The sequence below is a fragment of the Paenibacillus sp. D9 genome (genome assembly GCF_001188365.1).
Classification (GTDB): domain Bacteria; phylum Bacillota; class Bacilli; order Paenibacillales; family Paenibacillaceae; genus Paenibacillus_O; species Paenibacillus_O humicus.
This window is the reverse complement of the sequence record NZ_JZEJ01000001.1, coordinates 489402-512903: the sequence shown is the minus strand read 5'-3', so window position 1 is coordinate 512903 and position 23502 is coordinate 489402. Positions and strand designations below refer to the sequence as shown.

The window sequence follows — 23502 nt, the reverse complement described above, 5'->3', positions numbered from 1 at the left end:
GCCGTGTCATGATGTTGATCGTTCACAATGAAGGAAATGCACGCCTTGCACGGGCAAGCTACCACTGATAAACGAGCCAGTCGAACAACGAACCCGCCGTCTTGCCGATCACCATCGCCATGACCAGCGCGCCCATGAATGCGGTCAGCCGCAGCCGCTTGGCCAGAATCGGGAGCACATTCATCACTTCCGTCAAGGCGGCGGCCAGCATCCCGATGAAGATGCCGCATAACAGTCCCGGCAATGGAAGGGCCAGAATAACCGGCAGGCGCATCCGCCACTCGAAGAAATCCGCCCAGGTCCAGAACACCGAGCCGCCGACGACAGCCGATTCGAATACGGCGGCTTTGCTGAACGCGCGGGCAAGCTGAGCCAGCCTCGGAATCAGATCGAAGACAATCAGCAGCGCCACCATGCCGCTCCCGACCGCGATGCCGCCGGCCAAGCCGAGCACGCCCATGAATATTCCCGCGAACAGGTCAGCCATCGCTTTTCTCCTCCACTCTCCCCGCTTTCTTCCGCATTTCATCGGCAATGACGTAGGCGTTTATATTTTCCTGATAGGTGTACATTTCAAGCTCCAGCGGATTGGGCTCCTCGTTGAACCGCCGGCGGAAAATACGGTTGAAGAAGATGATCATCCCCAGTCCGACGCCGAACGAATACGGAATCTGGAACCAGAGCGGATGGATCGTCTCCTTGCCGGTAAGCAGGAAGGCTAGCCGCTGATGGACTTCTTTCATGCTGACATCCGTATGGAAGTTCATGATGGCCAGACCCGCTCCGAAAAAAAGCAGCAGCCAGGCGGCGACCAGAACGGCGGCGCGCGGCGATGCCGATGCCCCGTTCTCCTCGACCATGATCAGCACCTGGGGATCGCCGTATGTCTCCACCATCGTGGCCGGGGCTTTCTCCCGCAGCGTCTTGATGATCTGCAGCACGTCGATGACGACCCGGTTGCCGTCTTCCTTGCGGTGGGTGTAGAGCGGCAGCTGCTGCAGCCGCTCCAGCAGCGGCGGCTCGGCGAGCAGCCGTGCGACCGCTCCGAGGCGGACCGTGCTTCCGGGCGGAACCGTTATTCTTTTCTTCATCCGGAGGTAGACCTTCGTCTCCTTCGGATCATCCGGCTTGCCCTTCATTCTCCCGCCTCCTTCCGCCTTTGCCTGTGCATGGATAGTATGGGACAGGATGATTGAGGTTACTCGTCCCGGGACAAATCGACTCCGCATTCCTCCGGCAGGTCCGCCCGGCAAAAAAAAGGCCAGGCCGCCCTATTGGGCGATCTGGTCCTTGATGGATTGCAATATTTTCTTCTCGAGCCTCGATACCTGCACCTGGGAAATGCCGAGCCTGCCGGCCACCTCGGACTGGGTCTGATCCCGGTAATAACGCAGGTACACGATCAGGCGCTCCCTCTCGGTCAGCCCGCCGATCGCTTCGTTGAGCGCCAGCCGGTCGAACCATCGCTCGCCGGACTCGTCGGCGATCTGATCCATGAGCGTGATGGGATCCCCGTCATTTTCGAATACCGTCTCGTGGATCGACGTCGGAGGCTTGTTGGCCTCCTGGGCGAAAACGACGTCCTCCGGCGTAATGCCGAGAAATTCGGCCACCTCGGAGATGGTCGGCAGCCTGCCGAGCGTCTTGGACAGCTCGTCCTTCGCCTTGCGCACTTTGTTGGCCGTTTCCTTGAGGGAGCGGCTTACTTTGAGCGTGCCGTCATCCCGCAGGAAGCGCTGGATTTCGCCGATGATCATCGGAACGGCATAAGTGGAAAATTTGACGTCATAGCTGAGATCGAACTTGTCGACGGATTTGAGCAATCCGATGCAGCCGATCTGGAACAGGTCCTCCGCCTCGTAGCCGCGGTTGATGAAGCGCTGGACGACCGACCAGACCAGACGGATATTGCAGCGGGCCAGCGTATCCCTGGCAAGGGAATCTCCGGATTGGCTCAGAGCGATGAGCCGCTTGACTTCCGAATCGTCCAGGTAAGGACCCGCGTTTTTCTTCAACTCGGCATCCATGATTCAGCCCCTATGCGCTCTAATTGTAGAGCGCCTTTTTGGATTCGATTCGCTTGGTCATGGCGATCTGGGTACCGCGACCGGGCTCGCTGGTAACCTCAAAGCTGTCCATGAAATTTTCCATGATCGTGAAGCCCATGCCTGAACGCTCCAATTCAGGCTTGGATGTATACAGCGGCTGCCGCGCCAGCTCCAGATCCTCGATCCCGCTTCCTTCATCGGAAATGATGATGGTCACGGAATCGCCTTCAATGGAGGCCTCGATTCGAACCATCTTGGATTCGTCGCAGTCATAGGCATGGATGATGGAGTTGGTAACCGCCTCGGAAATGACCGTCTTGAGGTCGTTGAGCTCCTCCATCGTCGGATCGAGCTGGGAGACGAACGCCGCCACGCTGACCCGCGCGAAGGCTTCGTTCTCGGAACGGGCGCTGAAGCTGAGCTGCATGGCATTGGACCGGGACGCATTCATAGGGCAACCTCCAGGCTTGAGAGCGCGTCGCGCTCATTGTCGTGAATCGGCATGATCTTGAACAGGCCTGAGAGCTCGAACAGCCTGTACACTCCAGGACTGACGTCGCAGATGACCATTTTGCCTCCCCGGCTCTTCAGCAGCTTGTAACGTCCGAGGATGACTCCGAGCCCGGAGCTGTCCATGAAGGCCAGCTCCTTGAGGCTGAGGATGACATGGGTGCTGTTTCCCCTAAGGATCGCATCCTCCATCCTCGCCCTGACCTCATCCGCCGTATGGTGATCCAGCTCTCCCTGCAGGCGGACGATCAGGATATGGCGCTGATGTTCCAGATCGACATGAAGACTCATTGCTCTGCACACTCCTCCCGTTGAATGACAGAGGGATTCTCCATGGCGGAGCGCCTTTCCTGCCTGACGACAAAACTAGAAGCAGGGCGCTAGGTTATGACATTTCTCGCTCAGGAGAACAGGCTTCCGGTCGAGCGCTTGAACAGCTTCCACCATCCGGCGCGTTCAACGGATACCGGCATGTCGACCGGGAATTCCTTGATCACCTTGTCTCCCTGATAGACGATCAGCTTGCCGACGGGATCGCCGATTTTGACCGGAGCTTTGACAGGGCCGTCGATTTTGAGCTCGAAGCGGATATCCTTGGCCGCGGCGCCCTTCTTCATCAGGATGCTGTAATTGTTTTGCGCGGTCAGCGGAAGCTTGCTCTTCACGCCTTTTTCGATCGTCAGCATCCCCATGCTTTCGCCTTTTTTCAGAATCGGGTAGTTGGCGTACTGCGCAAAGGAATAATCCAGCAGTCCCGACACTTCGGCATTGCGCGTCTTCGTGTTCGGCTCTCCCATGACGACCGCGACGACCCTCATGCCGTCGCGGACGGCCGTCGCCGACAGGCAGTACTTCGCTTCCGTCGTGTAGCCGGTCTTGAGGCCGTCGGCGCCGTCATAAAACCGCACCAGCTTGTTCGTGTTGACGAGCCAGAACGGCTTGGCCGAATCCTTCCGGAGATAGTCCTGGTATTGGCCGGTATATTTGGTGATGTCGCCGTACTTGAGCAGTTCCCTGGACATGACGGCGATGTCGTGGGCGGATGAGTAATGATCCGCGGCCGGCAATCCGTTGCAGTTGGCGAAATGCGTATCCTTGAGGCCGAGCTGGGCAGCCTTGGCGTTCATCATCGCGACGAACTCCGCCTCTGTTCCTCCCAGCTTCTCGGCCATCGCGACTGAAGCGTCGTTGCCTGACGCCATCGCGATGCCCTTGAGCATATCGTTCACCGTCATTTCTTCCCCAGGCTCCAGGAAGATCTGGGAACCGCCCATGGAAGCCGCATAATCGCTCGTCCGCACCTTGTCGGTCAGCTTGATCTTGCCGTCCTTCAAAGCCTCCATCGTCAGCAGCATCGTCATGATTTTGGTGATGCTTGCCGGAGGAAGCTTGTCGTGGCTGTTCTTTTCATAGATGACGGTTCCGCTGTCCGCATCCATGACGATGGCCGAACGGGCGGAAGGAGCCAGGTCGGAGCCTGTCGATGACGCAGGGTTGGCCGCAGAATCGGCTTCAAGCGCCTCTGCCGTCCCCGGCGTCAGCGGCTGAAGCGCAGGCACGGCGGCTGCCGCGGCCGGCAAGGCCAGAATCAGCTGCAAGCCTAATATGATCGCTACCCATTTCTTACCGGTTCGTTTCAATTCGTTTCCCTCCTAATAGGTCTGGCGGCCTGTCCTGGCATGCAGGCAGGATGGCGCACAACATTCTTCCAGTATCACCCATTTAAGAGAAAGATATTCTATCGCTCAACACAAATAGCGGGTCATGCGGCGATCTCCGAAGACATTTCTCCGGTGAATGGCCCGCATGGCCCGCTTGCGATTGGCAGCCCGGCCCCGTTCGACAGGTCCGAAAACTGCTAGTATTTGCGACTCTTGGTCATCCGCTCTTCCTGTACCTGCACGATGAGCCGGTCCAGAGACTGGCTGATCCGCAGCACTTCGCGGTGCAGAAGCGTATTCCGGGCTGCAGCCGACTGCACCATTTGACCGCGCAGCCGTTCGATCTGTTGATTCAGGGGAACCCTCTCGTTCATACATTCCTCTCCAAATTTCATGATTTATCACGGTCATCATACGCCACGCAAACTAAAAATGCTGTCGTGCCGCGTCGAGCCGAAAGAATCATTTTTGGAAGCGGGAAGGGACTAAAGGCGCGGAATGAGAGCCTGCACAAGTCCAAGGAAACGAGATTTGACGCGTTCTGTCGTTTCAATGACCTCTTCATGCGACAAAGGCTGGTCCAAAATGCCTGAAGCCATGTTCGTGATGCAGGAAATCCCGACCGTCTCCATGCCGCAATGCCGCGCCGCGATGACCTCGGTGACGGTCGACATTCCGACGGCGTCCGCTCCAAGCGTACGCATCATGCGGATCTCGGCGGGCGTCTCATAGGATGGGCCGAGAACGGCCAGGTAGACGCCCTCGCGCAGGGCGAAGCCTTGCTGGGAAGCGATCTCCTTCGCGACGGCGCGCATTCTGCGGCTGTAGCCTTCGGACATGTCGGGGAAGCGGACGCCGATCGAGCTGTCGTTCGGTCCGATGAGCGGGTTGCGTCCGGTAAAGTTGATCTGATCGGAAATCAGCATCAGATCGCCCGCTTCATAATTCGTGTTGATTCCGCCTGCCGCATTCGTGACAAGCAGCTTGTCCGCTCCAAGCGCTTTCATGACGCGGACCGGGAAAGCCGTCAGCTCGGCTCCATAGCCTTCATACATATGGAAGCGCCCTCTCATGAGAATGACGCTCACGCCTGACAGCTTGCCGACGAGCAGCTCTCCGGCATGGCCTTCTACGGTCGAGATCGGGAAATGGGGAATGTCGCTGTAATGGATCGTGACCGCTTCTTCGATATAATCCCCGAGAATGCCGAGGCCGGATCCCATGATGAGGCCGACCTGCGGTTTGATCGAAGTTTTGGAGGCGATATAATCCGCCGCCTCCCGGATATGTACGGCTGTCGGTGCTGCTGTCGTCATTGTTCATCTTCCTTTCTTGTCTCAAAAACCGTCTGTGGGATTGCCTGCGCGCGGATGCGCTCTTTCGTATACGTCCTTCACCCGAGGCCTTTCCGTGCCGGCATAACGCTCCGTGGACACGATTCCGGCATGTCCCATCATCTCCTGCACGGCGCGCATGTCGGCGCCCCGCTCCAGCAGATGGGCGGCAAACGAGGTCCGCAGCGAATGCGGCGTTATTTTCTCGGGATCGTCGATTCCGGAATGGCGCGCATGCTTCTTGATCAGCTTCCAGAAACCCTGTCGGGACATTCTTTCCCCGGCCGGATTGAGAAACAACGGCGCTTCCTCCTCCCGGTCGCGAACGTCGGGCTTCCGCCTTGAACGTCCGTCTCCGGCTTCCGCCTGCTCCGCCAGCCTCGGCCTGCCTTCCCGCAAATAAAGCCCCATCCAGCCGGAGGCGATATGGCCGAGCGGAACGATCCGCTCCCTGGACCGGGGAGATACGACTCGTACGTAGCCCATGCCGGTATTCGCATCGGACACGCTCATGGCGAGCAGCTCCGACACCCGGATGCCGGAGCCGTAGAGCAGCTCCAGCATCGCCTTGTCCCGGAGACCTGACGGAGAATCGGTCTCCGGAGCGTTCATCAGCAGCTCGACCTCGTCGAGCGTCAGGGGCACGGGTCTCGGCAGCTCGCTGCGGGACAGCTCCACATGCATGGAGGGATCGCGGTCGGTATAGCCGACCCGCGTCAGGAAGCGGTAGAAGGAACGAATCGAAGCGAGCCGTCGCAAAACGGTGGACTGGCGGCAGCCCTCCTCCTTGATGCGCTGCAAATAACGCACGAGATGATGCTTCTGGACGCTCCCGATGGACGAGAGGCCCTGCCCCTCCAGATACGCCAGCGCATGCTCCAGGTCGCGTCGGTAGGCATCATAGGTGGATGCCGATACTCTTCGGCCGTTTTGCAGCTCTTCCAGATAGGCGAACAGGCATTGATTCAGCTCCATTCCAACCTCCCCCTCGCTTGTCAGTATAGACGGTCAACCCCCTTTACGGCAAACGGCGGAGGAGCCGGCATCCTGCCGGCTCCTCCGCCGTTCCCCAGTCATTCCCCGTTATAGTAGAACCAGCGCAGCCTGTCGGCGATCGTGCCGCCCTCCGGCGGCGCCCCGTGATGCTCGAATACTTTGAGGGCAGGCCCTCGGGGCAGCGCATAAGGATCGACCGGAGCGACCCAGCTTTCCGCCAGTCGGCAGCCTTCGTAGAACACGACGGTAAGGGCGGCGAACAGCGCGATGAAAGCCAGCCGCGCCACCCAGCTTCGGATGGAGAGAATCATGGACAGGCGCCTCCTTTACAGTGACAACCTATGCTCGCCAATCGCGCTTTATGCCCATTGTCTGCTGTCGCAAGGCAGGCGCCGCCCCGGCTGCTCCGCCGCCTTCATACAATGGCAGGCACAAGGACAGCCGCAGGAGGAATGAAACGATGATGTCGGCAGGATCTTGCTTGTATTCATGCGCAGCACGCGGACCCGGGCCGGGAACGGCCAAGAGTATCATCGTCTTGACCGGCAGCAGGCAGTATGACCGGGCGCTGGACCATCTGAGGCGGAAAGGAATAACTCCGGTCAAGGCCGTGCGGGGAAGCCGGATGCTCTGCCTCCATCTCCATGCCTCGTCCGACTGGAGCCGCATCAAGCGCCATCCCCATATAGCTTCATTCGTAAAGGATGTCACCATCCGGGCTCTCGGCACAAGCCGCAGGCGCGCGGGCGGCGCTGGGCCAGGCATCCGGCTGCCCGGCGCTTCCGGAAGCCGAAAGGGCTCCCTTTCCCTGCTTCCCTGGAACATCAGACAGGCCGGCGCCCCGGCAGCTTGGCTCCGCACGCTCGGAGGCGGGGTGCGGCTCGCCGTCATCGACACCGGGTCCGGTCCCCATCCGGATCTGTCCATCCGGGGAGGCGTGAACGTCATTGGCGGCGCATCGTACCGGGACGACAACGGACATGGCACGCATGTGGCCGGAATCGCCGCCGGCAAAGGACGCTCCGGAGGTCCGCCAGGCGTCGCCCCGGCCGTGTCCCTCTACGCCGTCAAAGCGCTGGATGGCGAGGGCTACGGCCATCTGTCGGATATCATCGAGGCGATCGACTGGTGCATCGCCAAACGGATGCATGTCGTCAACATGAGTTTTGGACTATCTCCGGGATCTCGCAGCAAGGCGCTGCACGGAGTCATCCGGCGAGCCAGCCGCTCCGGAATCGTGCTGGTCGCCGCAGCCGGCAACATGGGCCGGGACAGCGGCGGACTCGATCTTCCAGCCGCGTATCCGCAAACGATCGCCGTCGCTGCCTCGACGAGAAAAGGACGGATCGCTCCCTTCAGCTCGCGCGGAAAAGGACTCGGCCTGACCGCTCCCGGCGACAGAATCCGCTCCGCCTGGCTGAACGGCAAGTATGCGGTCGAATCCGGCACGAGCATGAGCTCCCCTCATGTCGCCGGCGGCGCAGCCCTGCTGCTCGCAACCTATCCCGGCCTCCCGCCCTCAGGAGCCGCATCGGTGCTCAAGCGCTGGGCGCGCAGGCTGCCGGGCTACGGAAGCCGCTCCCAAGGAGCCGGCCTGCTCCGGCTCGGCAAAATCGGCTCCTTCTGTCTGCCGGCGGCATAGTCCCGCCCCGCCGCTGTCGGCTGAAAAGCAGAAACAGCTCTGCCATTCCATTCCCCTCCCCCGTCGGGGGCCGGAAACGAATGCAGAGCTGTCATGGCTTTTTTGCGTCGCTCAGGTCTCGGCAGCGCCTGCAGATCCCTTGAAAATCAAGCCGGTGGTCCAGAACGGAAAAACCGTACTCGGCTTCGAGACGCTCTTCCAGAGGTCCGAGCCAGTCGTCCTTGATCTCCTCCATGGAGCCGCATTGCACGCAAATCAGATGATGATGGTGATGCTTGCTGTTGTCCGTTCTGAGATCGTAACGGGCTACGCCGTCTCCGAAGTTCATCTTCTCCACGACGTGAAGCTCGCTGAGAAGCTCAAGCGTGCGATAGACGGTGGCAAGGCCGATCTCGGGAGCCTTATCCTTGACGAGCATGAACACATCCTCGGCGCTGAGATGATCCTCTTCATTCTCAAGCAGGACGCGAACGGTCGCTTCGCGCTGCGGGGTCAACTTGTAGCCCTGCGACTGGAGCTGCTGCTTAATGGCATCAATGCGGGATTCCATAATTCCCCCCTACTACAAGAAAGCCGGCTTGCCGCCGGCGCTTATGAATCTATTATAGTTGGAAAACTTCTAGGAAGTCAATGATTCAGGCTTGCCGCCGCCCAGTCCGCTGCCCATCTCATCAAGGACGGAGACAGCCAGGCGTCGACCGCCGAAGCGGCCGCCAGCACCAGGAACATCGCGGCAGCCGTGCCGGCAAGCGCCGCCGCGGGAGGCAGCAGGGAGCCCTTCCTGCGGATGAACCGGTTGCGGATCACATAGAGGGAGAACGCCAACGATGCGCTGCTGACGGCCAGGTAGGCCGGGACGCCGATCAGATTCGGAGGAACGACGGACAGCAGGGAGAAGGCGAAGCCTCTCCACGACAGCTGGCTGACGAGCGTTCCGATCGCGAATCCGACCAGAACGCCCTTGAAGAAATCGAGCGCCAGGATGAACGGCATCCCGACTACGGTCAAGCCGAGCAGCCAGATCGCGAGCAGCCAGCGGCCATGCAGCCACAGCGCGCTCCAGAAGGCAGCCGCGGGCTCCGGGCCCGAGCCGGAGGAGAGCGAGCCCATGAAGGCGCTCAGCTCTTCGCCGAGGCTCTCCTGCTGCCCGGCGGGAAGCGAGCTTGCCAGTACGGTGCCGAATAAGACTCCTACAGCAAAAAGCACCGCGACGAACAAGAGCAGCATCCTGCTCTCCCTGTCCGGTGCCTTGAAGATGCCAAGCATTCGCCTACCTCCTTCCAGGCTTGTCCGCGTATGGACAATCTATGCCCGGTGAAGCCGGTTCATGCCAATGACGCTACTCCCCGCTCCGAAGCCCCATCACTCCGGTATGCAGATAGAGCTTCCACAAATACACGGCCATAAGGGTCTTCGCATCTCCGATGACGCCCTCCCGGATGTAAGCCTCGGCCTGTTCCATCGTCAGCGCTTCGACATGCAGCTCTTCATCGTCGTCAGGCTGGCTCTCGCCTTGGCTGAGTCCTTCGGCGGCGTAGAGATACACCTTCTCGTCGGCGAACCCCGGCGAAGTGTAGAACGCATCCACCAGCTTCATCTCCGAGGCGGTTACCCCCGTCTCCTCGCGCAGCTCGCGCGCGGCGCATGCCGCAGGGTCCTCGCCGGGATCCAGCTTGCCTGCGGGAATCTCGACCTGGTATTTGTCCATCGGCTTGCGGTATTGGCCGACCGTCAGCAGCTTGCCGTCCAGCAGGGCGATCACGGCCGCGGCGCCGGGATGGCGCACGATTTCCCTGGATGCCATCTTGCCGCCGGGAAGCTTGACCTGATCGACCTGCAGCGTGATGATGCGGCCTTCGAAGATCGTTTCGGATGAAACGGTCGTCTCCGCGCCGGGAAGCTTTTTAGGTCCGTCCGATTGGTTCATTTCCATCAGCCTCCTGTTCGTTTGGAGCCGGCCTGCAGACGCTCCGGAATAACTTGTCCCATCTCTTCATATGCTCAGGCATAACCTTTGCGATAAGGATGTGTGTATCCATGAAAATGTACGTTGGAGCCAAGGAGCTCAGGCTGGTCGGAAAAGCATGGGAGATCCGCCATACCCTCCGCAAGCTGAGCCGCGGCGCCGGCCGGCCGGATGATAAGAGCCTGGAAAAGTTCCTCGCCAGGCGTTCCTGACGGCAAGCCGCTTGTGATTCGCACTTGATGGAGAGCGGCTTAAACGCATGCGTTCCCGACAGCAAGCCGCATGGAAGGTTATCCTCTCCCCTTGCCCATCTCCATCCCGCTTCCTGGGAAAGCGGAGCGGAGGCACTCCCTGCTACGCTTGGGCGCTCAAGCGGATGATGGCCGTCACGAGCTCCGCCAGCTTCGCGATGTCGTCGGCTTTGATCTGCTCCTTGGTCGTATGGATATGCTCGTAGCCGACCGCGAGATTGGCCGTCGGCACGCCCAGTCCGTTGAAGATGTTGGCGTCGCTGCCTCCGCCGGAGCGGAAGGTCGACGGGGACAGGCCGATCGAACGGATCGCCGCTGCGGCAGCCTGCACGACGGCGGAATCATCGGCATGGAGATAGGACGGGTAGATCAAGCTGTCCTCGAGCGACGCTGTCGTCCCGTAATCGGCAGCCGTCGCTTCGACCGCTTGCCTCATGGCGGCGATCTGCGCCTGCAGCTTGGCGCCGTCGATGCTGCGGGCTTCGGCCTCCAGGCGAACGTAGTCGCAGACGACATTCGTGGCGCTGCCGCCCTCGAACCGGCCGATATTGGCCGTCGTCTCATGGTCGATTCGTCCCAAAGGCATGCGCGAAATCGCCTTGGAGGCGACTTGGATGGCACTGATGCCGTCTTCCGGATTGACGCCTGCATGCGCCGAGCGGCCGTTGACATGGATGAAGATTTTTGTCTGGGCCGGAGCCGCTACCGCGATGCCCCCGACCGGTCCGTTGGAATCGAGCGCATAGCCGTATTCGGCGCGCAGCTTGCTGCGGTCCAGCGCCCTGGCTCCGGCGAGGCCCGTTTCCTCTCCGATCGTAATGACGAACTGGACTTCTCCATGCGGAATTCCGTTCTCCTGCAGCAGCCGGATCGCCTCCAGCATCGCGGCCAGGCCCGCCTTGTCGTCGCTTCCGAGAATCGTCGTGCCGTCGCTGCGCAGATAGCCGTCGTCGTCCAGACGGGGCTTGATGCCGATGCCCGGCTTCACCGTATCCATATGGGAGGTGAAGAAGATGACAGGCGCCTCGACGCCTGGCGAAGCCTTCAGCGTAGCGAACAGATTGTTCGCGCCATAACCGGTGGCGGCGGCCGCATCGTCCTCCTCGATTTCAAGTCCAAGCGCGGAAAATCGGTTTTTCAGCTCCTGGCTGATCGCGCCTTCATTGCGGGATTCGCTGTCGATTTGGACAAGCTCCATGAACTCTTGTACAACCCTGTCTTTATGGACCATTTTCCGAACGCTTCCTTTCGATCTGCTTCCGAATCCGTTACAATAGCGGTATGGGTTGTCCCCCTCATGCGGAGGGCAGCCGCCCCGGAAGGAGAAGAGCTGATGAACAATCCCAACCGCATCATGAAGGTCATCGTCTACGTCGTGTTGATTACTTTGCTCGTCACGACCGTCCTGTCCAGCATCGGCTGGCTGCTTTGACGAAGCGGCCGGCCTGGCCGGCCGGCTCCCTTCATCCCCTCATTCCCCGGCTGCAGACGCCGGATCGAAGCCGAACCTGCCCATGAAGTGGGGCAGGATTTCCCTGGCCGCCCTCTCGAGACTCATCTCGATGCCGGTCAGATCCTCGAACGAGGTTACCCCGTACTCCTGAATGCCGCACGGAATGATTCCGCTGAACCCCTGCTCCGCAATGCCCGCCTTGATGTTCAGGGCGAATCCGTGACTGGTCACGAACCCTCTGCGTTTCCTTGCTTTGTTGAATTTAATGCCGATGGCGGCGATCTTCTCATCGCCGACCCATACTCCCGTATACTCGGGCTTGCGTCCGCCTTCGATTCCGTAATCGGCAAGCCAGTCGATGATGACCTGCTCCAATTCCCTTAGAAAGCCGTGCAGATCAAGTCCTCTTGCATCGAGATACATAAGCGGATAGCCGACAAGCTGACCCGGACCATGGTACGTAATATCGCCGCCGCGATCGATTTCGAACACGCCGATGCCTTGCTTGCGGAGCTCTTCCGGGCTCAGCAGCAGATGCTCCGGATGGCGGTCCGTACCAAGCGTATAGGTGGGCGGATGCTGAAGAAGGAGGAGCGTCTCCGCTCTCTCCCCCCGGTCGATTTCCGCTACGTATTCCTTTTGCAGCTCCCATGCTTCTCCATATTCTATGAAGTCGATATACCGAGCCAGGAGCGGCCTGCCGGATGGCTGCCTGTTGTCCATGGGATCCTCCCCGTCGTGGAATTCGTTCGTTCTAGTACAAATGCGTCTCGGAGCTGAAGCTTTCCAGGTTCTCCTTGACCCGCTGCAGGAAGCGTCCGCAGATGACGCCGTCCAGAATCCGGTGGTCGAGCGACAGGCAGATGTTCGCCATGGAACGGACGGCGAGCATGTCGTTGATGACGACGGGCCGCTTGACGATGGATTCGAACGTGATGATGGCGGCTTGCGGATAGTTGATGATCGGCTGGGTCAGGATCGCCCCGAACGAGCCGGTGTTGTTGATCGTGAAGGTGCCTCCCTGGACGTCGTCGACACGCAGCTTTCCTTCGCGGGTTTTGCGCGCGAGGGTGTCGATCTCGTGGGCGAGGCCGGCGATGTTTTTCTGGTCGGCGTTCTTGATGACCGGCGTGATGACGGAATCCTCCGTGCCGACCGACATCGAGATGTTGATGTCGCGCTTGACGATGATCTTATCGACGGCCCATACCGAGTTGATGATCGGGAAATCCTTGATCGCATTGACGACCGCCTTGATGAAGAACGCCAGATAGGTCAGATTCGTCCCTTCGCGCTTGCGGAAGTCGTCCTTGATCTTGCTCCGCAGCACGACCAGATTCGTCACATCCACCTCGATCATCATCCAGCCATGCGGAATCTCCGTGACGCTTTGGCGCATCCGGGTCGCGATCGTATTGCGGATGGGAGTTACGTCGATGAAATATTCGCCGCGGCCCGGAATCGCATGGCCTTCGATTTCCACCGAAGGAATGCGGGGCGTCTCGCCGAGATGAAGACCGGAGGAACGCACGGGACCGCGCGATTCAACGATCCGGTCGCCAGGCTCAAGTGCAGGCGCGGAGGCGGATGTCGGCGCGGAGGCCGACGCCTGCCCCTTGGAGGATGCTTCGGCATGGGCCAGAATGTCCTTGCGGGTAACCCGTCCGCCCGTCCCCGTGCCTTGAACGTCGGCCGGGTCGATTCCATGCTCGGCGGACAGCTGGAGGACAGCCGGCGAATAACGGCCGCGCATCGCTCCGGCAGGGCGAGCCTGCTGCTGCCCAGGGGATGCCGCCGCGGCGGATCTCGCCTCTTCCGCTGGAGCAGCTGCGGCGGCAGTCGATTCTGCTTCGGCCTCGGTCTCGATCAGGCAGATCGGAGTTCCGACCTCGACGGTCTCTCCCGTTCCGACCAGAATCTTGACCAGCCTGCCTGCGATCGTGGACGGAATCTCCGCCCCGACTTTGTCCGTAATGATTTCGCATACCGGCTCCCACATGCCGATCTGCTCGCCCGGCTGCTTCAGCCAGCGCTCGATCGTGGCGCTTACGACCGATTCGGCCAGCTTGGGCATCACGATTTCTTGTACGGTCACTTTCATCATATCGCTCCTTGCCTGGCCCCTGCTTGGAACAGGGACCTCATGGCTCGTAATCGCAAAGCATCGGGATCAGTAAAGAGCAAGCTCTCTCATGGCCTCGAGCACTTTGTCCTTGTTCAGCATGAAGAACTTCTCTCCGGGAGGATTGATCGGCATCGCCGGCACGTCCGGACCGCACAGTCTGCGGATCGGGGCGTCGAGCTCGTAGAGCATCTCTTCGGCGATGATTGCGGAAACCTCCGCGCCGATGCCGCCGGTTTTGTTGTCCTCGTGAATGATCAGCACTTTTCCCGTGCGGCGGGCCGCTTCGAGAATGCCTTCCTTGTCAAGCGGCTGAAGGCTGCGCAGATCCAGAATATGGGCGCTGATCCCTTCCGCGGCGAGCTCCTCGGCTGCCTGCAGGGCGAAATGAAGAGGCAGGCTGTAGCTGATGACCGTAATGTCGTCGCCTTCCCGCAGCACGTTGGACTTGCCGATCGGCACCGTATAGTCGCCTTCCGGCACGGAGCCGTTCACGAGCGTATAACATTTTTTGTTCTCGAAGAATAAGACCGGATCAGGGTCGCGGATAGCGGCCGTCAGCAGGCCCTTGGCGTCCGCAGGCGTATAAGGGGCGACGATCTTGAGCCCCGGCGTTCCGAAGAAGACCGATTCCGGGCATTGCGAATGATAGAGGCCACCGAAGATGCCGCCGCCGATCGGCGCGCGGATGACGAGCGGGCAGGACCAGTCGTTGTTCGAGCGGTAACGGATTTTGGCCGCCTCGCTGATGATCTGGTTCGTCGCCGGGAACATGAAGTCCGAATACTGCATTTCCGCGATCGGCTTCATGCCGTACATGGCCGCTCCGATCGCGACTCCGGCGATCGCCGATTCCGACAGCGGAGTGTCCATGACGCGGGTCTCGCCGAACTGCTGCTGAAGGCCTTTGGTCGTCGTGAATACGCCGCCCTTGACGCCTACATCCTCACCGAGCACGAATACATCCGGATCGCGCTCCATTTCTTCTTTCATGGCAAGCCGGATCGCCTCTATATAGTCGAGTACTGGCATCGGTTACTTTCCTCCTTCGCTTCCGTCCGCGTACACATGGAGCAGCGTGCTCTCCGCTTCCGGGAAAGGCGCTTCATCGGCATATTTCGTCGCCTCGTCGAGCTCCCGGCGGATCGCTGCCGTCAGCTCCTCGTCCTTTTCCACGCTCCAGGCGCCGGCATCGATCAGATACTGGCGGAAGCTGAGCACGCCGTCTTTGGCGCGGTTCTCATCCACTTCCTCCTTGGTCCGGTAAGCAAGATCGTTGTCCGAAGTGGAGTGGGGCGACAGCCGGTACATCATCGCCTCGACGAGGGTCGGCCCTTCGCCGGCAAGCGCGCGGCGATGCGCTTCCTTGACGACGCCGTAGACTGCAAGCGGATCGTTGCCGTCTACACGCAGGCCGGTGAAGCCGTAACCGATGGCGCGGTCCGCCACCTTGCCGCCCAGCTGCTTATGGACCGGCACCGAGATGGCATACTGGTTGTTCTCGCACATGAGAATGACGGGCAGCTTGTGGACGCCCGCAAAGTTGCAGCCTTCATGGAAATCGCCCTGGTTGCTCGAGCCTTCCCCGAACGTCACAAAGCTGACTCTCTGCTCGCCTTTCATCTTGGCGGCCAGAGCGATGCCGACCGCATGGGGAACCTGGGTCGTCACGGGTGAAGAACCGGTGACGATCCGCAGCCGCTTGTGCCCGAAGTGGCCCGGCATCTGCCGGCCGCCGCTCGTCGGATCCTCGGCTTTGGCGAAAACGGACAGCATCAGCTCGCGCAGCGTCATGCCGACCGAGAGGACGAAGCCGTAATCGCGATAATAAGGAAGAAAATAATCCCGGTCCCGGTCAAGAGCCCAGGCTGCGGCTACTTGAGCGGCTTCCTGGCCGATTCCGGATACGTGGAAATTGATTTTGCCGGCACGCTGCAGCAAGAGGACTCTCTCGTCGAACATTCGGGCCGTGCGCATTTTCGCATACATTTGAACAGCATCTTCATCCGACAATCCGAGCTCGCGGTGACGGGACAAGCTGCCTACAGGTGGTTGGTTCATGGGATGAACCTCCTTCTGCTCCTAGTTTTAATACCAGGTACTAATACTTGATCATACTCATTATAACTCGGTCTCGGGCAAAAGAAAACTCCAGCCGCTCAAAAGCGGCTGGAAGGTCAGAAGGCGAACGATTTGCCGTCCACGGCCAGCATGGCTTCCCCTAACGCTTCCGATAGGGAAGGATGAGGATGGATGCTCGCTCCGACTTCCCACGGCACGGCGTCAACGAGCTGCGCGAGCGCCGCTTCGGCAATGAGCTCCGTCGCATGAGCGCCGATGATATGAACCCCTAGCAAGTCTCCTGTCGTCGAATCCGCGACGACCTTGACAAAGCCCTGCGTATCTCCCTGCACGATCGCTTTGGCGACCGCTGCGAATGGAAGGCGGGCGGTCTTGGGCTCATGCCCCAATGCTCGAGCCTGCTCCTCCGTATATCCGATCGAGGCTGTTTCCGGATGGCTGTATACGCAGCGAGGAATCCGATGCGCAGCCGGCGGAGCCGTCTTTTCGCCGAGAATATGCTCCACAGCAGCGATTCCTTCGTGAGCGGCGGCATGAGCCAGCTGCACCCCTCCGGTTACGTCTCCTATGGCGTAAATATGAGGCTCCGATGTTTGCAGGCTGCCGTTCACTTTGACCCAGCCGCCGCTGACCTGGATATCGGTATTCTCAAGGCCGATGCCCTCGACGTTGGCTACTCGGCCGACCGACACCAGAAGCTTCTCGGCTTCGAGCTTGACGGTCGCGGAGCCGATCCGCGCATCGACGGCAATTCCCGCCGAATGCCGATCCAGCGTCTCAGGCATGACGACGGCGTCGGTATGGATGACGGCGCCTCTAGACTTTAACGCTTTGGCTAAAGCTCCCGAGACGTCGGCATCTTCTCCGGGCAAAATGCGGGAGGCTGTCTCGACTAGCGTCACCTTGACGCCGAAATCAGTCAGCATCGAAGCCCATTCCACCCCGATCACGCCTCCTCCGACAATAATCATCGAGGCTGGCAGCGACTCCAGACGAAGCGCATCGTCGCTGTTCAAGACATTCCCGCCGTCCGGCTCCAGACCCGGCAATACCCGCGGACGCGAGCCCGTCGCGATGATCAGCTGTTTGGACACGACGGATTCCGTCTCCCCGTCCGCCAATTCGACGGCCAACGTGCCGCTTTTGGGCGAGAAGATGGACGGGCCGACAATACGCCCGCTGCCATGTACGATCTGGATGCCGTGTTTCTTCATCAGCTGCTGGAGTCCGCGGTACAACTGGTCCACGGCGGCTTCCTTGCGGCTCTTAACGGCTCCGAAATCTAAGCTTATGCCGCTCTTGTCCACCTTGACTCCATATGTATCCGCATGCAGGAGCGACTGGTACACCTCCGCGCTTCGAAGCAGGGCTTTGCTTGGAATGCAGCCTCGATGCAAGCATGTGCCGCCGACTCGGTCCCTCTCCACGATCGCTACGGATTTCCCTTCCTGCGCCGCTCGAATTGCAGCCGTGTATCCGCCTGGTCCCCCGCCAAGCACGGCAATATCTACTTGAATCGTCATCGTATCGTTCCCCTTCAATCAAAGTGCAATGACTCCATTGTACCTTTTTTAAAACGCGAATAACACTGCATGGACAAGCATGCGGTTTAACGGTATCATTAAAAAAGGCTTATTTTAGGCAACTTTGTCAGGAATATAGCCGAGTTTGGGCCTGATTAAGGAGAGAACACCATGAGAATGGTCATATCCAGGTTTATTGCTATTCTTATTCTTGTCATTCCCGGAATCATAGCCTGTTACGGTTTTCTGAAGATGAAAAGCTCCACGTTCGAATATTTTGCCGATCTCGGCAATGATTCCATCATTCCGCATTTCAAATGGCTGCCCTTCATCGGCGGGTTCATCATGTTTGCTCTCGGAATCGGTTTCATCGGGGGCTGGATCTTCTTCCGCGACCGCAAGCATAATTATGTCGCTCCGAGATTCAAGAAGAAGCGGCCAAGACCCAACGTTTGACCCGCAAGGCGATGGCACAAGCAATTCCTTTTCCTGACTCGTACTATACAAGTATCCAGCCAGGAAAGGAGTTGCAAGCATGTCCTGTCATCCGAATCGTCCATATTGCCCTGAAGAGACCGTTGTCGATCCTACTCAAACGGTATACCGCGATGTCTATCATCCGCAGCTCGTCAGAGTCGTCCACAACATCGATATCGTTACTCGTCATCACTGCGTGCCCGTCCGTTGCGACGTCTACCGCTACAATTGCCGCGATGAACATGTAGGCTCTGCCAACAACGAGAATCATGAACATCACGAGAATTGCGGCTGCAATCGATCCAGCATCTCCCGGGCCAAAGTCAAGAAATCCTCCAAGCCCCGTTCCAAAAAGAAATAGTTCCCGCCGAAAATGACTGCACGCGGAACCGCGTCTTCATTCGTGCCGGTAAAAGAAGACCGTTGCGGCTTAATGCCCAACGGCCTTCTTTGTTTTATCAAGGTATGATGAGCTCTGGTGCTGCATGATGAGCTTTGAGCTTTAATCTTACCAATGAATGATGAGCTTTGGTTTTTTTAAGGGATGAAGAGCTTTGGGTTTTCAAGAGATGAAGAGCTTTTAGGTGTTGCCAAGAGTATGATGAACTTTTATTTCAAGAAAATTACGGAAACCTTTGATGCACGAGCCAAAAGATTTCATGAAAAGCCATTCCATTCTTCCCTGCGCTCGCTTGCTGAACAACTTCTTTTAAAGCTCAGCTGTCCATGCACAAGCTGCCTAGCAGCAAGGAGAGTTTATGCCATCCGGTCTCATCCTGCAGCGGATGGCTTAGCTGACCTTATGCTCGATCCGCAGCTTGTCCGCCACCATCGCGATGAACTCGGAGTTCGTCGGCTTCGACTTGCTGATGTTGATTGTGTAGCCGAACAAGTGGCTGATGCTGTCGATGTTGCCGCGTGTCCAGGCGACTTCGATCGCATGGCGAATAGCGCGCTCGACGCGGGAAGGAGTCGTTTTGAACTTTTCCGCAATGGCAGGATACAGCGTTTTGGTGATGGCGCCGAGAATTTCGATGTTGTTGTACACCATCGTGATGGCCTCGCGCAAATACTGATATCCTTTAATATGTGCAGGAACGCCGATTTCATGAATGATGCTGGTGATATTGGCGTCCAGATTTTTCCCTTTTGCAATCGGCACTACGTTGGACTTGATGACCGAAGATGCGGAGAACGAAGAGCCGGATGATGCCATGACCGCCGAATTGCCTACAAGCTGACGAACGCGGTTGGCCAGCATCTCCATGTCAAACGGTTTGAGGATATAATAGGATGCTCCCAGCTGTACGGCCTTTTGCGTGATGTTCTCTTGGCCGAAAGCTGTCAGCATGATAATTTTAGGCATCGGTTGAATTCCGGCCTCGCGCAGACGTTCCAATACGCCGAGACCATCAAGATGAGGCATGATGATGTCGAGAATAAGCACATCCGGAATACGTTCCATTTCGCTGAGCAAACGCAATACTTCTTCGCCATTGTAAGCGATGCCGGACACTTCCATATCATCCTGCTCCGATATGTACTCCGAAAGCAGGTTCGTAAATTCCCTATTGTCATCCGCTAACAAAACTTCAATTTTAGCCAAGATTGGTCCTCCTCCAAATTGAACTGAGATGGTCGGCTGCTCATTTTGCTCTTATAACGTTTCGACAGTTTCGATAGAATTCCTTCTGTCGAATATTATTTTTCTTTATTTTTCCTAACGATAAATGTATAATAATTATTTTACTACATTTAGCGACCCCGTTCCTTATCATTCGACAAAAACAGAGACCTCAAGGCATCAAGCTGCCTTAAGGTCTCTGTTCGAGGTTTGAAGAAGAACACCTGCGTCTTGAAGCATCCACTCGATAAAACATCCGTATCCGGAAGAAGGATCATTTACGAATACATGCGTCACCGCTCCGATCAGCTTGCCGTTCTGCATGATCGGACTTCCCGACATGCCTTGAACGATGCCGCCCGTCAAATCCAGTAGCCTTTTGTCTGTAACCTTGATGACCATGCCCTTAGTCGCCGGACTTTTCTGCCTGCTCACATGCGAAATCTCGACCTTGAACCGCTCGACCTTCTGTCCGCTCAGCACGGTCAGAATTTCGGCCGGCCCTTCGGCCACTTCTTCCGAAAAAGCGACTGGAACCGCTTCGGATTGATAGCTATGGCCCGGCATTTCTTTCATCTTGCCGAAGATGCCGAAAGGTGTATTGCGCTCAATGTTGCCAAGAATCTGGCTTTCGTTCACGAAATGGGCTCTTTTCTCCCCCGGTTCGCCGCTCAAGCTTTTGTTGATGGAAGTCACATTGGACTGTAGGATCTGGCCGTCCCCGACTTCAATGGCCGTGCCGGTATCCAGATCGGTAATGACATGTCCCAGAGCGCCATATACGCCTTGATCCGGCGCGTAGAACGTCAGCGTCCCTACGCCTGCAGCGGAATCGCGGATATAAAGCCCGATTCGCCAGGAGCGGTCATCCGCGTCGTAAGCCGGCTTAAGCTCGATGTCCATCATTTTTCCAGCCCTTTTGACTTTCAGTTTCATCGGTTCCTTGCTGACTCCGGCTGTCTCGGTAAATTCCGCGACCTGCTTGACTTCACGTACGCGCTTGCCGTTGATTTCCATGATCAAATCGCCCAAACGAATGCCTGCAAGCTCTCCAGGAGAAACTTTGGATTGCGGACTTTCCTTAACGAGATGATGGCCGACAACAAGAATGCCTGAGGATTTTACTTTGACCCCGATCGTCTGTCCTCCTGGAATGACCTTCAGATCGGGAACGACATCGACATGAACCGTCTTGAAGGGAATAGCGCCGAACAGCTTCAACGACATCGTGGCTTTGCCGGTTTCTTTGGAAGCGGCAATGGATATAGGCCGATTCAAATCAAGCGATTGCCTTCCTTCGGACTTTCCGTTCACATGAATGAGGTTGGAGTCCACGGTCATGTCCGCACGAACGGGCATGTTGTAATCCAGTCGTTTCATCTGCCCGGAGAATAATCGCAGCTCATTCGGGAATGAGGCATAATTCAGGAACGGACTGGAGATGCCGATCATGCAAACGAAGAATACAAGAACTAACCCGAACCACCGCTTCCGCTGGTTGGCGCTCAATGATCTCACGCTCCCTGTAGTTCCATCGCTTGACGAGAAAGGTAATCGCCAATTGCGTACCTATAAGGTACCCCGCCCCCCCTGATTTATGTCCGATAAAACATTCCCTGAATACCTTGATCAGGCCCCTTTTTGACGATCTGCCAGCACCAGCATTTCCTGTGCATGATGACGGGTTTTGTCCGTCACCTCTACGCCTCCGAGCATGCGGGCGAGCTCTTCGATTCGCTCGCGGTCGCTCAGCTCCTTGACGGATGTGACCGTCCGATCGCGCACGACATCCTTGCTGATCTCATAATGGTAATCCGCCATGCAGGCGACTTGCGGCAGATGGGTGATCGAGAACACCTGGCATTTGCCGGATAATTGCGACATCTTTTCCGCTATTGCTTGCGCTGCCCTGCCGCTTACGCCGGTATCCACCTCATCGAAGATAAGTACGGGCACTTGATCGATCTCCGCGAAGATGCTTTTGAGCGCCAGCATGATTCTGGACATCTCGCCTCCGGAAGCGATTTTGCTGAGCGGCTTGAGCGGCTCTCCCGGGTTGGGAGCCAACAGGAAATCGGCTTCGTCGATGCCGTTGAGGCCGAGACGGTAGCCGTCGCCCTGCGGCTGTCTTTGCAGGGAAGCGCGGAAAACGGTTCGGCTCATGCCGAGATCCTTCAATTGAAGCTCGACCGATGCCGACAGCAGTTCAGCGGCGGCCAAGCGCTGCTGCGAGAGGCTTTCTCCAAGCGCCGACGCTTCCGCATGCGCGCTTTGGAGCGACGCCTCAAGCTGCCGGATATGCTCATCCCTGTTCTCGATCAGATCCGCTTCATGTTTAATTTTCTTGTAATAAGCCAGAATATCGGCAACGGTGTCGCCGTACTTGCGCCGTAGGCCGCCGATGACCGTAAGCCTGTCCTCGATGACGTCAAGCCGCTCCGGATCGCTCTGGACGGAATCGCGATAGCCTCGAAGCTGATGCGCAGCGTCTTCGGCTTGGTAGAACGCTCCCTTCAGCTGTTCCAGCAGCGGCTCCAGCACAGCCGAATCGTAAGCCTTGATGTCTTCAAGCTTGGCGATCGCCGAGCTGATGCCCTCAAGCGACCCGCCATCGAACAGCAGTCCGTATGCAGCCGATGCATGGGACATCAGCTTTTCCGAGTGCGAAAGCTTCTCCTTCTCTTCCTGCAGCTGATCCCATTCATCCTTCTTGAGCCCGGCGGAACGGATCTCCTGGAGCTGGAACTTGTAGAGGTCGAGCATCTGCATGTTGTGGCGGCTTGTATCCTGGGCGTTCTTGAGCGCCTGCCGGACTTCGCCGTAGCGGGAGAAGGCGGCCTGGTACTCGCGCTTCAAGCCGGCCACCTTCTCGCCTGCGAACAGGTCGAGCCATTCGAGATGATGCTCGCTCTTCAAAAGGGATTGATGCTCATGCTGGCCATGAACGTTGACCAGGCACTCTCCGACCTCGCGCAGCATCGTCAGATTCGCTATGCTGCCGTTGATCCGGCAAGAGCTCTTTCCTTGAGCGGAGAGCTCTCTGCGGATGATGAGCAGGTCCTCCGAGCTGCCCTGGAGCCCAAGCCGCTCGATCGCCCTCCATACCGGATGGCCGGCCGGAAGATCGAATGTCGCCTCCATCTCCGCCTTGTCGCATCCGTAACGGACCATATCCGACGATCCTCTGCCGCCGATCAAAAGAATGAGCGCATCGATCAAAATGGACTTCCCGGCCCCCGTCTCGCCGGTCAATACATGGAAACCATCATGGAAACCGACCGTGACTTCTTCAATAACGGCTAAATTGCGGATGGACAATTCGCGAAGCATAAAGACACACTCCTCGTTCCGTAAATGTTGGTATTAGTTCATCATGCCGAGCAGCAGATCGACGATCTTGCTGCCGCCTTCTTTCTTGCGGCATATGATCAAAATCGTATCGTCGCCGGAAATCGTTCCCATGATCTCCGGCCATTCCATGCCGTCCAGCAGGGAAGCGATTCCGTTGGCTGTTCCGGGCAAGCACTTCATGACGACCAGATTGTCAGCCTGATCCACCCCGAGGAAGTTGTCCAGCATGGAACGCTTGAGCTTGTTGACGGGTACGAAGCGCTGCTCCTGCGGCAATGAATACTTGTACCTGCCGTCCTCGGCAGGCACCTTGATGAGCTGCAGCTCCTTGATATCCCTCGACACGGTTGCCTGGGTCACCTGCAGCCCGGTCGCACGCAGGGCTTCCACCAGCTCGTCCTGGGTTTCGATGACGCTCCTGCCGATGATCTCCCTGATCTTGACATGACGAAGACCTTTCAT

28 protein-coding genes are annotated in these 23502 nt (G+C 58.1%); 5 read left to right on the top strand and 23 right to left on the bottom strand.

What is annotated here, in order from left to right:
* Positions 1 to 58: 58 nt before the first annotated feature.
* The 10 genes from VE23_RS02340 to VE23_RS02300 form a co-directional block, all read right to left on the bottom strand.
* Positions 59 to 487: a stage V sporulation protein AB gene (locus VE23_RS02340; RefSeq protein WP_049867206.1), complete on the bottom strand. Its 429-nt coding sequence runs from the start codon at positions 485 to 487 to the stop codon at positions 59 to 61.
* Positions 480 to 1139 carry a stage V sporulation protein AA gene (locus VE23_RS02335; RefSeq protein WP_049867205.1) on the bottom strand — a complete coding sequence of 220 codons (660 nt, stop codon included), beginning with the start codon at positions 1137 to 1139 and terminating at the stop codon, positions 480 to 482. Before VE23_RS02335 ends, VE23_RS02340 begins: the two co-directional genes overlap by 8 nt.
* Before the next feature lie 132 nt (positions 1140 to 1271).
* Positions 1272 to 2027, bottom strand: coding sequence for an RNA polymerase sporulation sigma factor SigF (gene sigF / locus VE23_RS02330; protein WP_049867204.1), 756 nt, complete (start codon positions 2025 to 2027; stop codon positions 1272 to 1274).
* 19 nt (positions 2028 to 2046) lie between these two features.
* The gene (gene spoIIAB / locus VE23_RS02325) at positions 2047 to 2499 is read right to left on the bottom strand and encodes an anti-sigma F factor (RefSeq protein WP_021881421.1); all 453 of its coding nucleotides are present in this window, start codon (positions 2497 to 2499) and stop codon (positions 2047 to 2049) included.
* Positions 2496 to 2849, bottom strand: a complete 354-nt coding sequence (gene spoIIAA, locus VE23_RS02320) for an anti-sigma F factor antagonist (RefSeq protein ID WP_048748177.1) — start codon at positions 2847 to 2849, stop codon at positions 2496 to 2498. Before spoIIAA ends, spoIIAB begins: the two co-directional genes overlap by 4 nt.
* A 110-nt stretch (positions 2850 to 2959) precedes the next feature.
* Positions 2960 to 4198, bottom strand: a complete 1239-nt coding sequence (locus tag VE23_RS02315) for a D-alanyl-D-alanine carboxypeptidase family protein (protein WP_021881419.1) — start codon at positions 4196 to 4198, stop codon at positions 2960 to 2962.
* A 218-nt stretch (positions 4199 to 4416) separates the two neighbouring features.
* Entirely contained in the window at positions 4417 to 4593 is a 177-nt protein-coding gene (locus VE23_RS25645; protein WP_021881418.1) for an aspartyl-phosphate phosphatase Spo0E family protein, read from the bottom strand.
* Positions 4594 to 4704: 111 nt separating this feature from the next.
* Positions 4705 to 5535 (bottom strand): purine-nucleoside phosphorylase, encoded by an 831-nt coding sequence (locus VE23_RS02310; RefSeq protein ID WP_021881417.1) that lies wholly within the window; start codon positions 5533 to 5535, stop codon positions 4705 to 4707.
* Between the two features lie 21 nt (positions 5536 to 5556).
* Positions 5557 to 6528, bottom strand: coding sequence for a tyrosine recombinase (locus VE23_RS02305; RefSeq protein ID WP_049867203.1), 972 nt, complete (start codon positions 6526 to 6528; stop codon positions 5557 to 5559).
* Between the two features lie 98 nt (positions 6529 to 6626).
* Complete coding sequence (locus tag VE23_RS02300) at positions 6627 to 6860, bottom strand: DUF4227 family protein (RefSeq protein ID WP_021881415.1); 234 nt, start codon at positions 6858 to 6860, stop codon at positions 6627 to 6629.
* A 149-nt stretch (positions 6861 to 7009) separates the two neighbouring features.
* Here VE23_RS02300 and VE23_RS02295 point away from each other — a divergent pair, with 149 nt between their 5' ends.
* Entirely contained in the window at positions 7010 to 8191 is a 1182-nt protein-coding gene (locus VE23_RS02295) for a S8 family peptidase (protein WP_049867202.1), read from the top strand.
* Positions 8192 to 8282: 91 nt separating this feature from the next.
* Here the strand turns inward: VE23_RS02295 and fur are convergent, their stop codons facing one another.
* From fur to VE23_RS02280, 3 genes are all read right to left on the bottom strand, one after another.
* Entirely contained in the window at positions 8283 to 8741 is a 459-nt protein-coding gene (gene fur, locus VE23_RS02290) for a ferric iron uptake transcriptional regulator (RefSeq protein WP_048746300.1), read from the bottom strand.
* 77 nt (positions 8742 to 8818) lie between these two features.
* Complete coding sequence (gene spoIIM / locus VE23_RS02285; protein ID WP_049867201.1) at positions 8819 to 9457, bottom strand: stage II sporulation protein M; 639 nt, start codon at positions 9455 to 9457, stop codon at positions 8819 to 8821.
* A 73-nt stretch (positions 9458 to 9530) separates the two neighbouring features.
* A complete protein-coding gene (locus VE23_RS02280) occupies positions 9531 to 10118 on the bottom strand; it encodes an NUDIX domain-containing protein (RefSeq protein ID WP_049867200.1) in 588 nt (195 codons plus the stop codon).
* 110 nt (positions 10119 to 10228) lie between these two features.
* On the opposite strand from VE23_RS02280, the gene mciZ reads away from it, so the two are divergent.
* Positions 10229 to 10369 carry a Z-ring formation inhibitor MciZ gene (mciZ, locus tag VE23_RS25640; RefSeq protein ID WP_021880391.1) on the top strand — a complete coding sequence of 47 codons (141 nt, stop codon included), beginning with the start codon at positions 10229 to 10231 and terminating at the stop codon, positions 10367 to 10369.
* A gap of 142 nt (positions 10370 to 10511) precedes the next feature.
* Here the strand turns inward: mciZ and VE23_RS02275 are convergent, their stop codons facing one another.
* Positions 10512 to 11639, bottom strand: a complete 1128-nt coding sequence (locus VE23_RS02275; protein WP_049867199.1) for a M20/M25/M40 family metallo-hydrolase — start codon at positions 11637 to 11639, stop codon at positions 10512 to 10514.
* Between the two features lie 102 nt (positions 11640 to 11741).
* Here VE23_RS02275 and prli42 point away from each other — a divergent pair, with 102 nt between their 5' ends.
* A complete protein-coding gene (prli42, locus tag VE23_RS26300; protein WP_157053892.1) occupies positions 11742 to 11840 on the top strand; it encodes a stressosome-associated protein Prli42 in 99 nt (32 codons plus the stop codon).
* A gap of 39 nt (positions 11841 to 11879) precedes the next feature.
* On the opposite strand, the gene lipB is transcribed toward prli42, so the two are convergent.
* The 5 genes from lipB to lpdA all read right to left on the bottom strand — a co-directional run bounded on the left by lipB (position 11880) and on the right by lpdA (position 17588).
* A complete protein-coding gene (lipB, locus tag VE23_RS02270) occupies positions 11880 to 12584 on the bottom strand; it encodes a lipoyl(octanoyl) transferase LipB (RefSeq protein WP_049867198.1) in 705 nt (234 codons plus the stop codon).
* A gap of 31 nt (positions 12585 to 12615) precedes the next feature.
* Complete coding sequence (locus VE23_RS02265; protein ID WP_049867197.1) at positions 12616 to 13962, bottom strand: dihydrolipoamide acetyltransferase family protein; 1347 nt, start codon at positions 13960 to 13962, stop codon at positions 12616 to 12618.
* A 69-nt stretch (positions 13963 to 14031) separates the two neighbouring features.
* Positions 14032 to 15015, bottom strand: coding sequence for an alpha-ketoacid dehydrogenase subunit beta (locus VE23_RS02260; protein ID WP_021880394.1), 984 nt, complete (start codon positions 15013 to 15015; stop codon positions 14032 to 14034).
* 3 nt (positions 15016 to 15018) lie between these two features.
* Positions 15019 to 16044, bottom strand: coding sequence for a thiamine pyrophosphate-dependent dehydrogenase E1 component subunit alpha (locus tag VE23_RS02255; protein WP_049867196.1), 1026 nt, complete (start codon positions 16042 to 16044; stop codon positions 15019 to 15021).
* 116 nt (positions 16045 to 16160) lie between these two features.
* Complete coding sequence (lpdA, locus tag VE23_RS02250; protein ID WP_049867195.1) at positions 16161 to 17588, bottom strand: dihydrolipoyl dehydrogenase; 1428 nt, start codon at positions 17586 to 17588, stop codon at positions 16161 to 16163.
* 171 nt (positions 17589 to 17759) lie between these two features.
* On the opposite strand from lpdA, the gene VE23_RS02245 reads away from it, so the two are divergent.
* Positions 17760 to 18044: a DUF2627 domain-containing protein gene (locus VE23_RS02245; RefSeq protein WP_021880398.1), complete on the top strand. Its 285-nt coding sequence runs from the start codon at positions 17760 to 17762 to the stop codon at positions 18042 to 18044.
* 79 nt (positions 18045 to 18123) lie between these two features.
* The gene (locus VE23_RS26910; protein WP_021880399.1) at positions 18124 to 18426 is read left to right on the top strand and encodes a hypothetical protein; all 303 of its coding nucleotides are present in this window, start codon (positions 18124 to 18126) and stop codon (positions 18424 to 18426) included.
* Between the two features lie 429 nt (positions 18427 to 18855).
* Here VE23_RS26910 and spo0A read toward each other — a convergent pair whose 3' ends face one another.
* From spo0A to ahrC, 4 genes are all read right to left on the bottom strand, one after another.
* Positions 18856 to 19671: a sporulation transcription factor Spo0A gene (gene spo0A / locus VE23_RS02235; RefSeq protein ID WP_048746286.1), complete on the bottom strand. Its 816-nt coding sequence runs from the start codon at positions 19669 to 19671 to the stop codon at positions 18856 to 18858.
* A gap of 198 nt (positions 19672 to 19869) precedes the next feature.
* Entirely contained in the window at positions 19870 to 21198 is a 1329-nt protein-coding gene (spoIVB, locus tag VE23_RS02230; protein WP_048746284.1) for a SpoIVB peptidase, read from the bottom strand.
* Between the two features lie 120 nt (positions 21199 to 21318).
* On the bottom strand, positions 21319 to 23019 hold the full coding sequence (gene recN, locus VE23_RS02225) for a DNA repair protein RecN (RefSeq protein WP_049867194.1): 1701 nt from the start codon (positions 23017 to 23019) through the stop codon (positions 21319 to 21321).
* Positions 23020 to 23052: 33 nt separating this feature from the next.
* Positions 23053 to 23502 (bottom strand): transcriptional regulator AhrC/ArgR, encoded by a 450-nt coding sequence (ahrC, locus tag VE23_RS02220; protein ID WP_021882313.1) that lies wholly within the window; start codon positions 23500 to 23502, stop codon positions 23053 to 23055.

What these genes read in the sequence shown, in the direction of transcription:
- VE23_RS02340 (WP_049867206.1), bottom strand. Translation starts at nt 487, where the DNA reads ATGGCTGACCTGTTCGCGGGAATATTCATGGGCGTGCTCGGCTTGGCC.
- VE23_RS02335 (WP_049867205.1), bottom strand. Translation starts at nt 1,139, where the DNA reads ATGAAGGGCAAGCCGGATGATCCGAAGGAGACGAAGGTCTACCTCCGG.
- sigF (WP_049867204.1), bottom strand. Translation starts at nt 2,027, where the DNA reads ATGGATGCCGAGTTGAAGAAAAACGCGGGTCCTTACCTGGACGATTCG.
- spoIIAB (WP_021881421.1), bottom strand. Translation starts at nt 2,499, where the DNA reads ATGAATGCGTCCCGGTCCAATGCCATGCAGCTCAGCTTCAGCGCCCGT.
- spoIIAA (WP_048748177.1), bottom strand. Translation starts at nt 2,849, where the DNA reads ATGAGTCTTCATGTCGATCTGGAACATCAGCGCCATATCCTGATCGTC.
- VE23_RS25645 (WP_021881418.1), bottom strand. Translation starts at nt 4,593, where the DNA reads ATGAACGAGAGGGTTCCCCTGAATCAACAGATCGAACGGCTGCGCGGT.
- VE23_RS02310 (WP_021881417.1), bottom strand. Translation starts at nt 5,535, where the DNA reads ATGACGACAGCAGCACCGACAGCCGTACATATCCGGGAGGCGGCGGAT.
- VE23_RS02305 (WP_049867203.1), bottom strand. Translation starts at nt 6,528, where the DNA reads ATGGAGCTGAATCAATGCCTGTTCGCCTATCTGGAAGAGCTGCAAAAC.
- VE23_RS02300 (WP_021881415.1), bottom strand. Translation starts at nt 6,860, where the DNA reads ATGATTCTCTCCATCCGAAGCTGGGTGGCGCGGCTGGCTTTCATCGCG.
- VE23_RS02295 (WP_049867202.1), top strand. Translation starts at nt 7,010, where the DNA reads ATGATGTCGGCAGGATCTTGCTTGTATTCATGCGCAGCACGCGGACCC.
- fur (WP_048746300.1), bottom strand. Translation starts at nt 8,741, where the DNA reads ATGGAATCCCGCATTGATGCCATTAAGCAGCAGCTCCAGTCGCAGGGC.
- spoIIM (WP_049867201.1), bottom strand. Translation starts at nt 9,457, where the DNA reads ATGCTTGGCATCTTCAAGGCACCGGACAGGGAGAGCAGGATGCTGCTC.
- VE23_RS02280 (WP_049867200.1), bottom strand. Translation starts at nt 10,118, where the DNA reads ATGAACCAATCGGACGGACCTAAAAAGCTTCCCGGCGCGGAGACGACC.
- mciZ (WP_021880391.1), top strand. Translation starts at nt 10,229, where the DNA reads ATGAAAATGTACGTTGGAGCCAAGGAGCTCAGGCTGGTCGGAAAAGCA.
- VE23_RS02275 (WP_049867199.1), bottom strand. Translation starts at nt 11,639, where the DNA reads ATGGTCCATAAAGACAGGGTTGTACAAGAGTTCATGGAGCTTGTCCAA.
- prli42 (WP_157053892.1), top strand. Translation starts at nt 11,742, where the DNA reads ATGAACAATCCCAACCGCATCATGAAGGTCATCGTCTACGTCGTGTTG.
- lipB (WP_049867198.1), bottom strand. Translation starts at nt 12,584, where the DNA reads ATGGACAACAGGCAGCCATCCGGCAGGCCGCTCCTGGCTCGGTATATC.
- VE23_RS02265 (WP_049867197.1), bottom strand. Translation starts at nt 13,962, where the DNA reads ATGAAAGTGACCGTACAAGAAATCGTGATGCCCAAGCTGGCCGAATCG.
- VE23_RS02260 (WP_021880394.1), bottom strand. Translation starts at nt 15,015, where the DNA reads ATGCCAGTACTCGACTATATAGAGGCGATCCGGCTTGCCATGAAAGAA.
- VE23_RS02255 (WP_049867196.1), bottom strand. Translation starts at nt 16,044, where the DNA reads ATGAACCAACCACCTGTAGGCAGCTTGTCCCGTCACCGCGAGCTCGGA.
- lpdA (WP_049867195.1), bottom strand. Translation starts at nt 17,588, where the DNA reads ATGACGATTCAAGTAGATATTGCCGTGCTTGGCGGGGGACCAGGCGGA.
- VE23_RS02245 (WP_021880398.1), top strand. Translation starts at nt 17,760, where the DNA reads ATGAGAATGGTCATATCCAGGTTTATTGCTATTCTTATTCTTGTCATT.
- VE23_RS26910 (WP_021880399.1), top strand. Translation starts at nt 18,124, where the DNA reads ATGTCCTGTCATCCGAATCGTCCATATTGCCCTGAAGAGACCGTTGTC.
- recN (WP_049867194.1), bottom strand. Translation starts at nt 23,019, where the DNA reads ATGCTTCGCGAATTGTCCATCCGCAATTTAGCCGTTATTGAAGAAGTC.
- ahrC (WP_021882313.1), bottom strand. Translation starts at nt 23,502, where the DNA reads ATGAAAGGTCTTCGTCATGTCAAGATCAGGGAGATCATCGGCAGGAGC.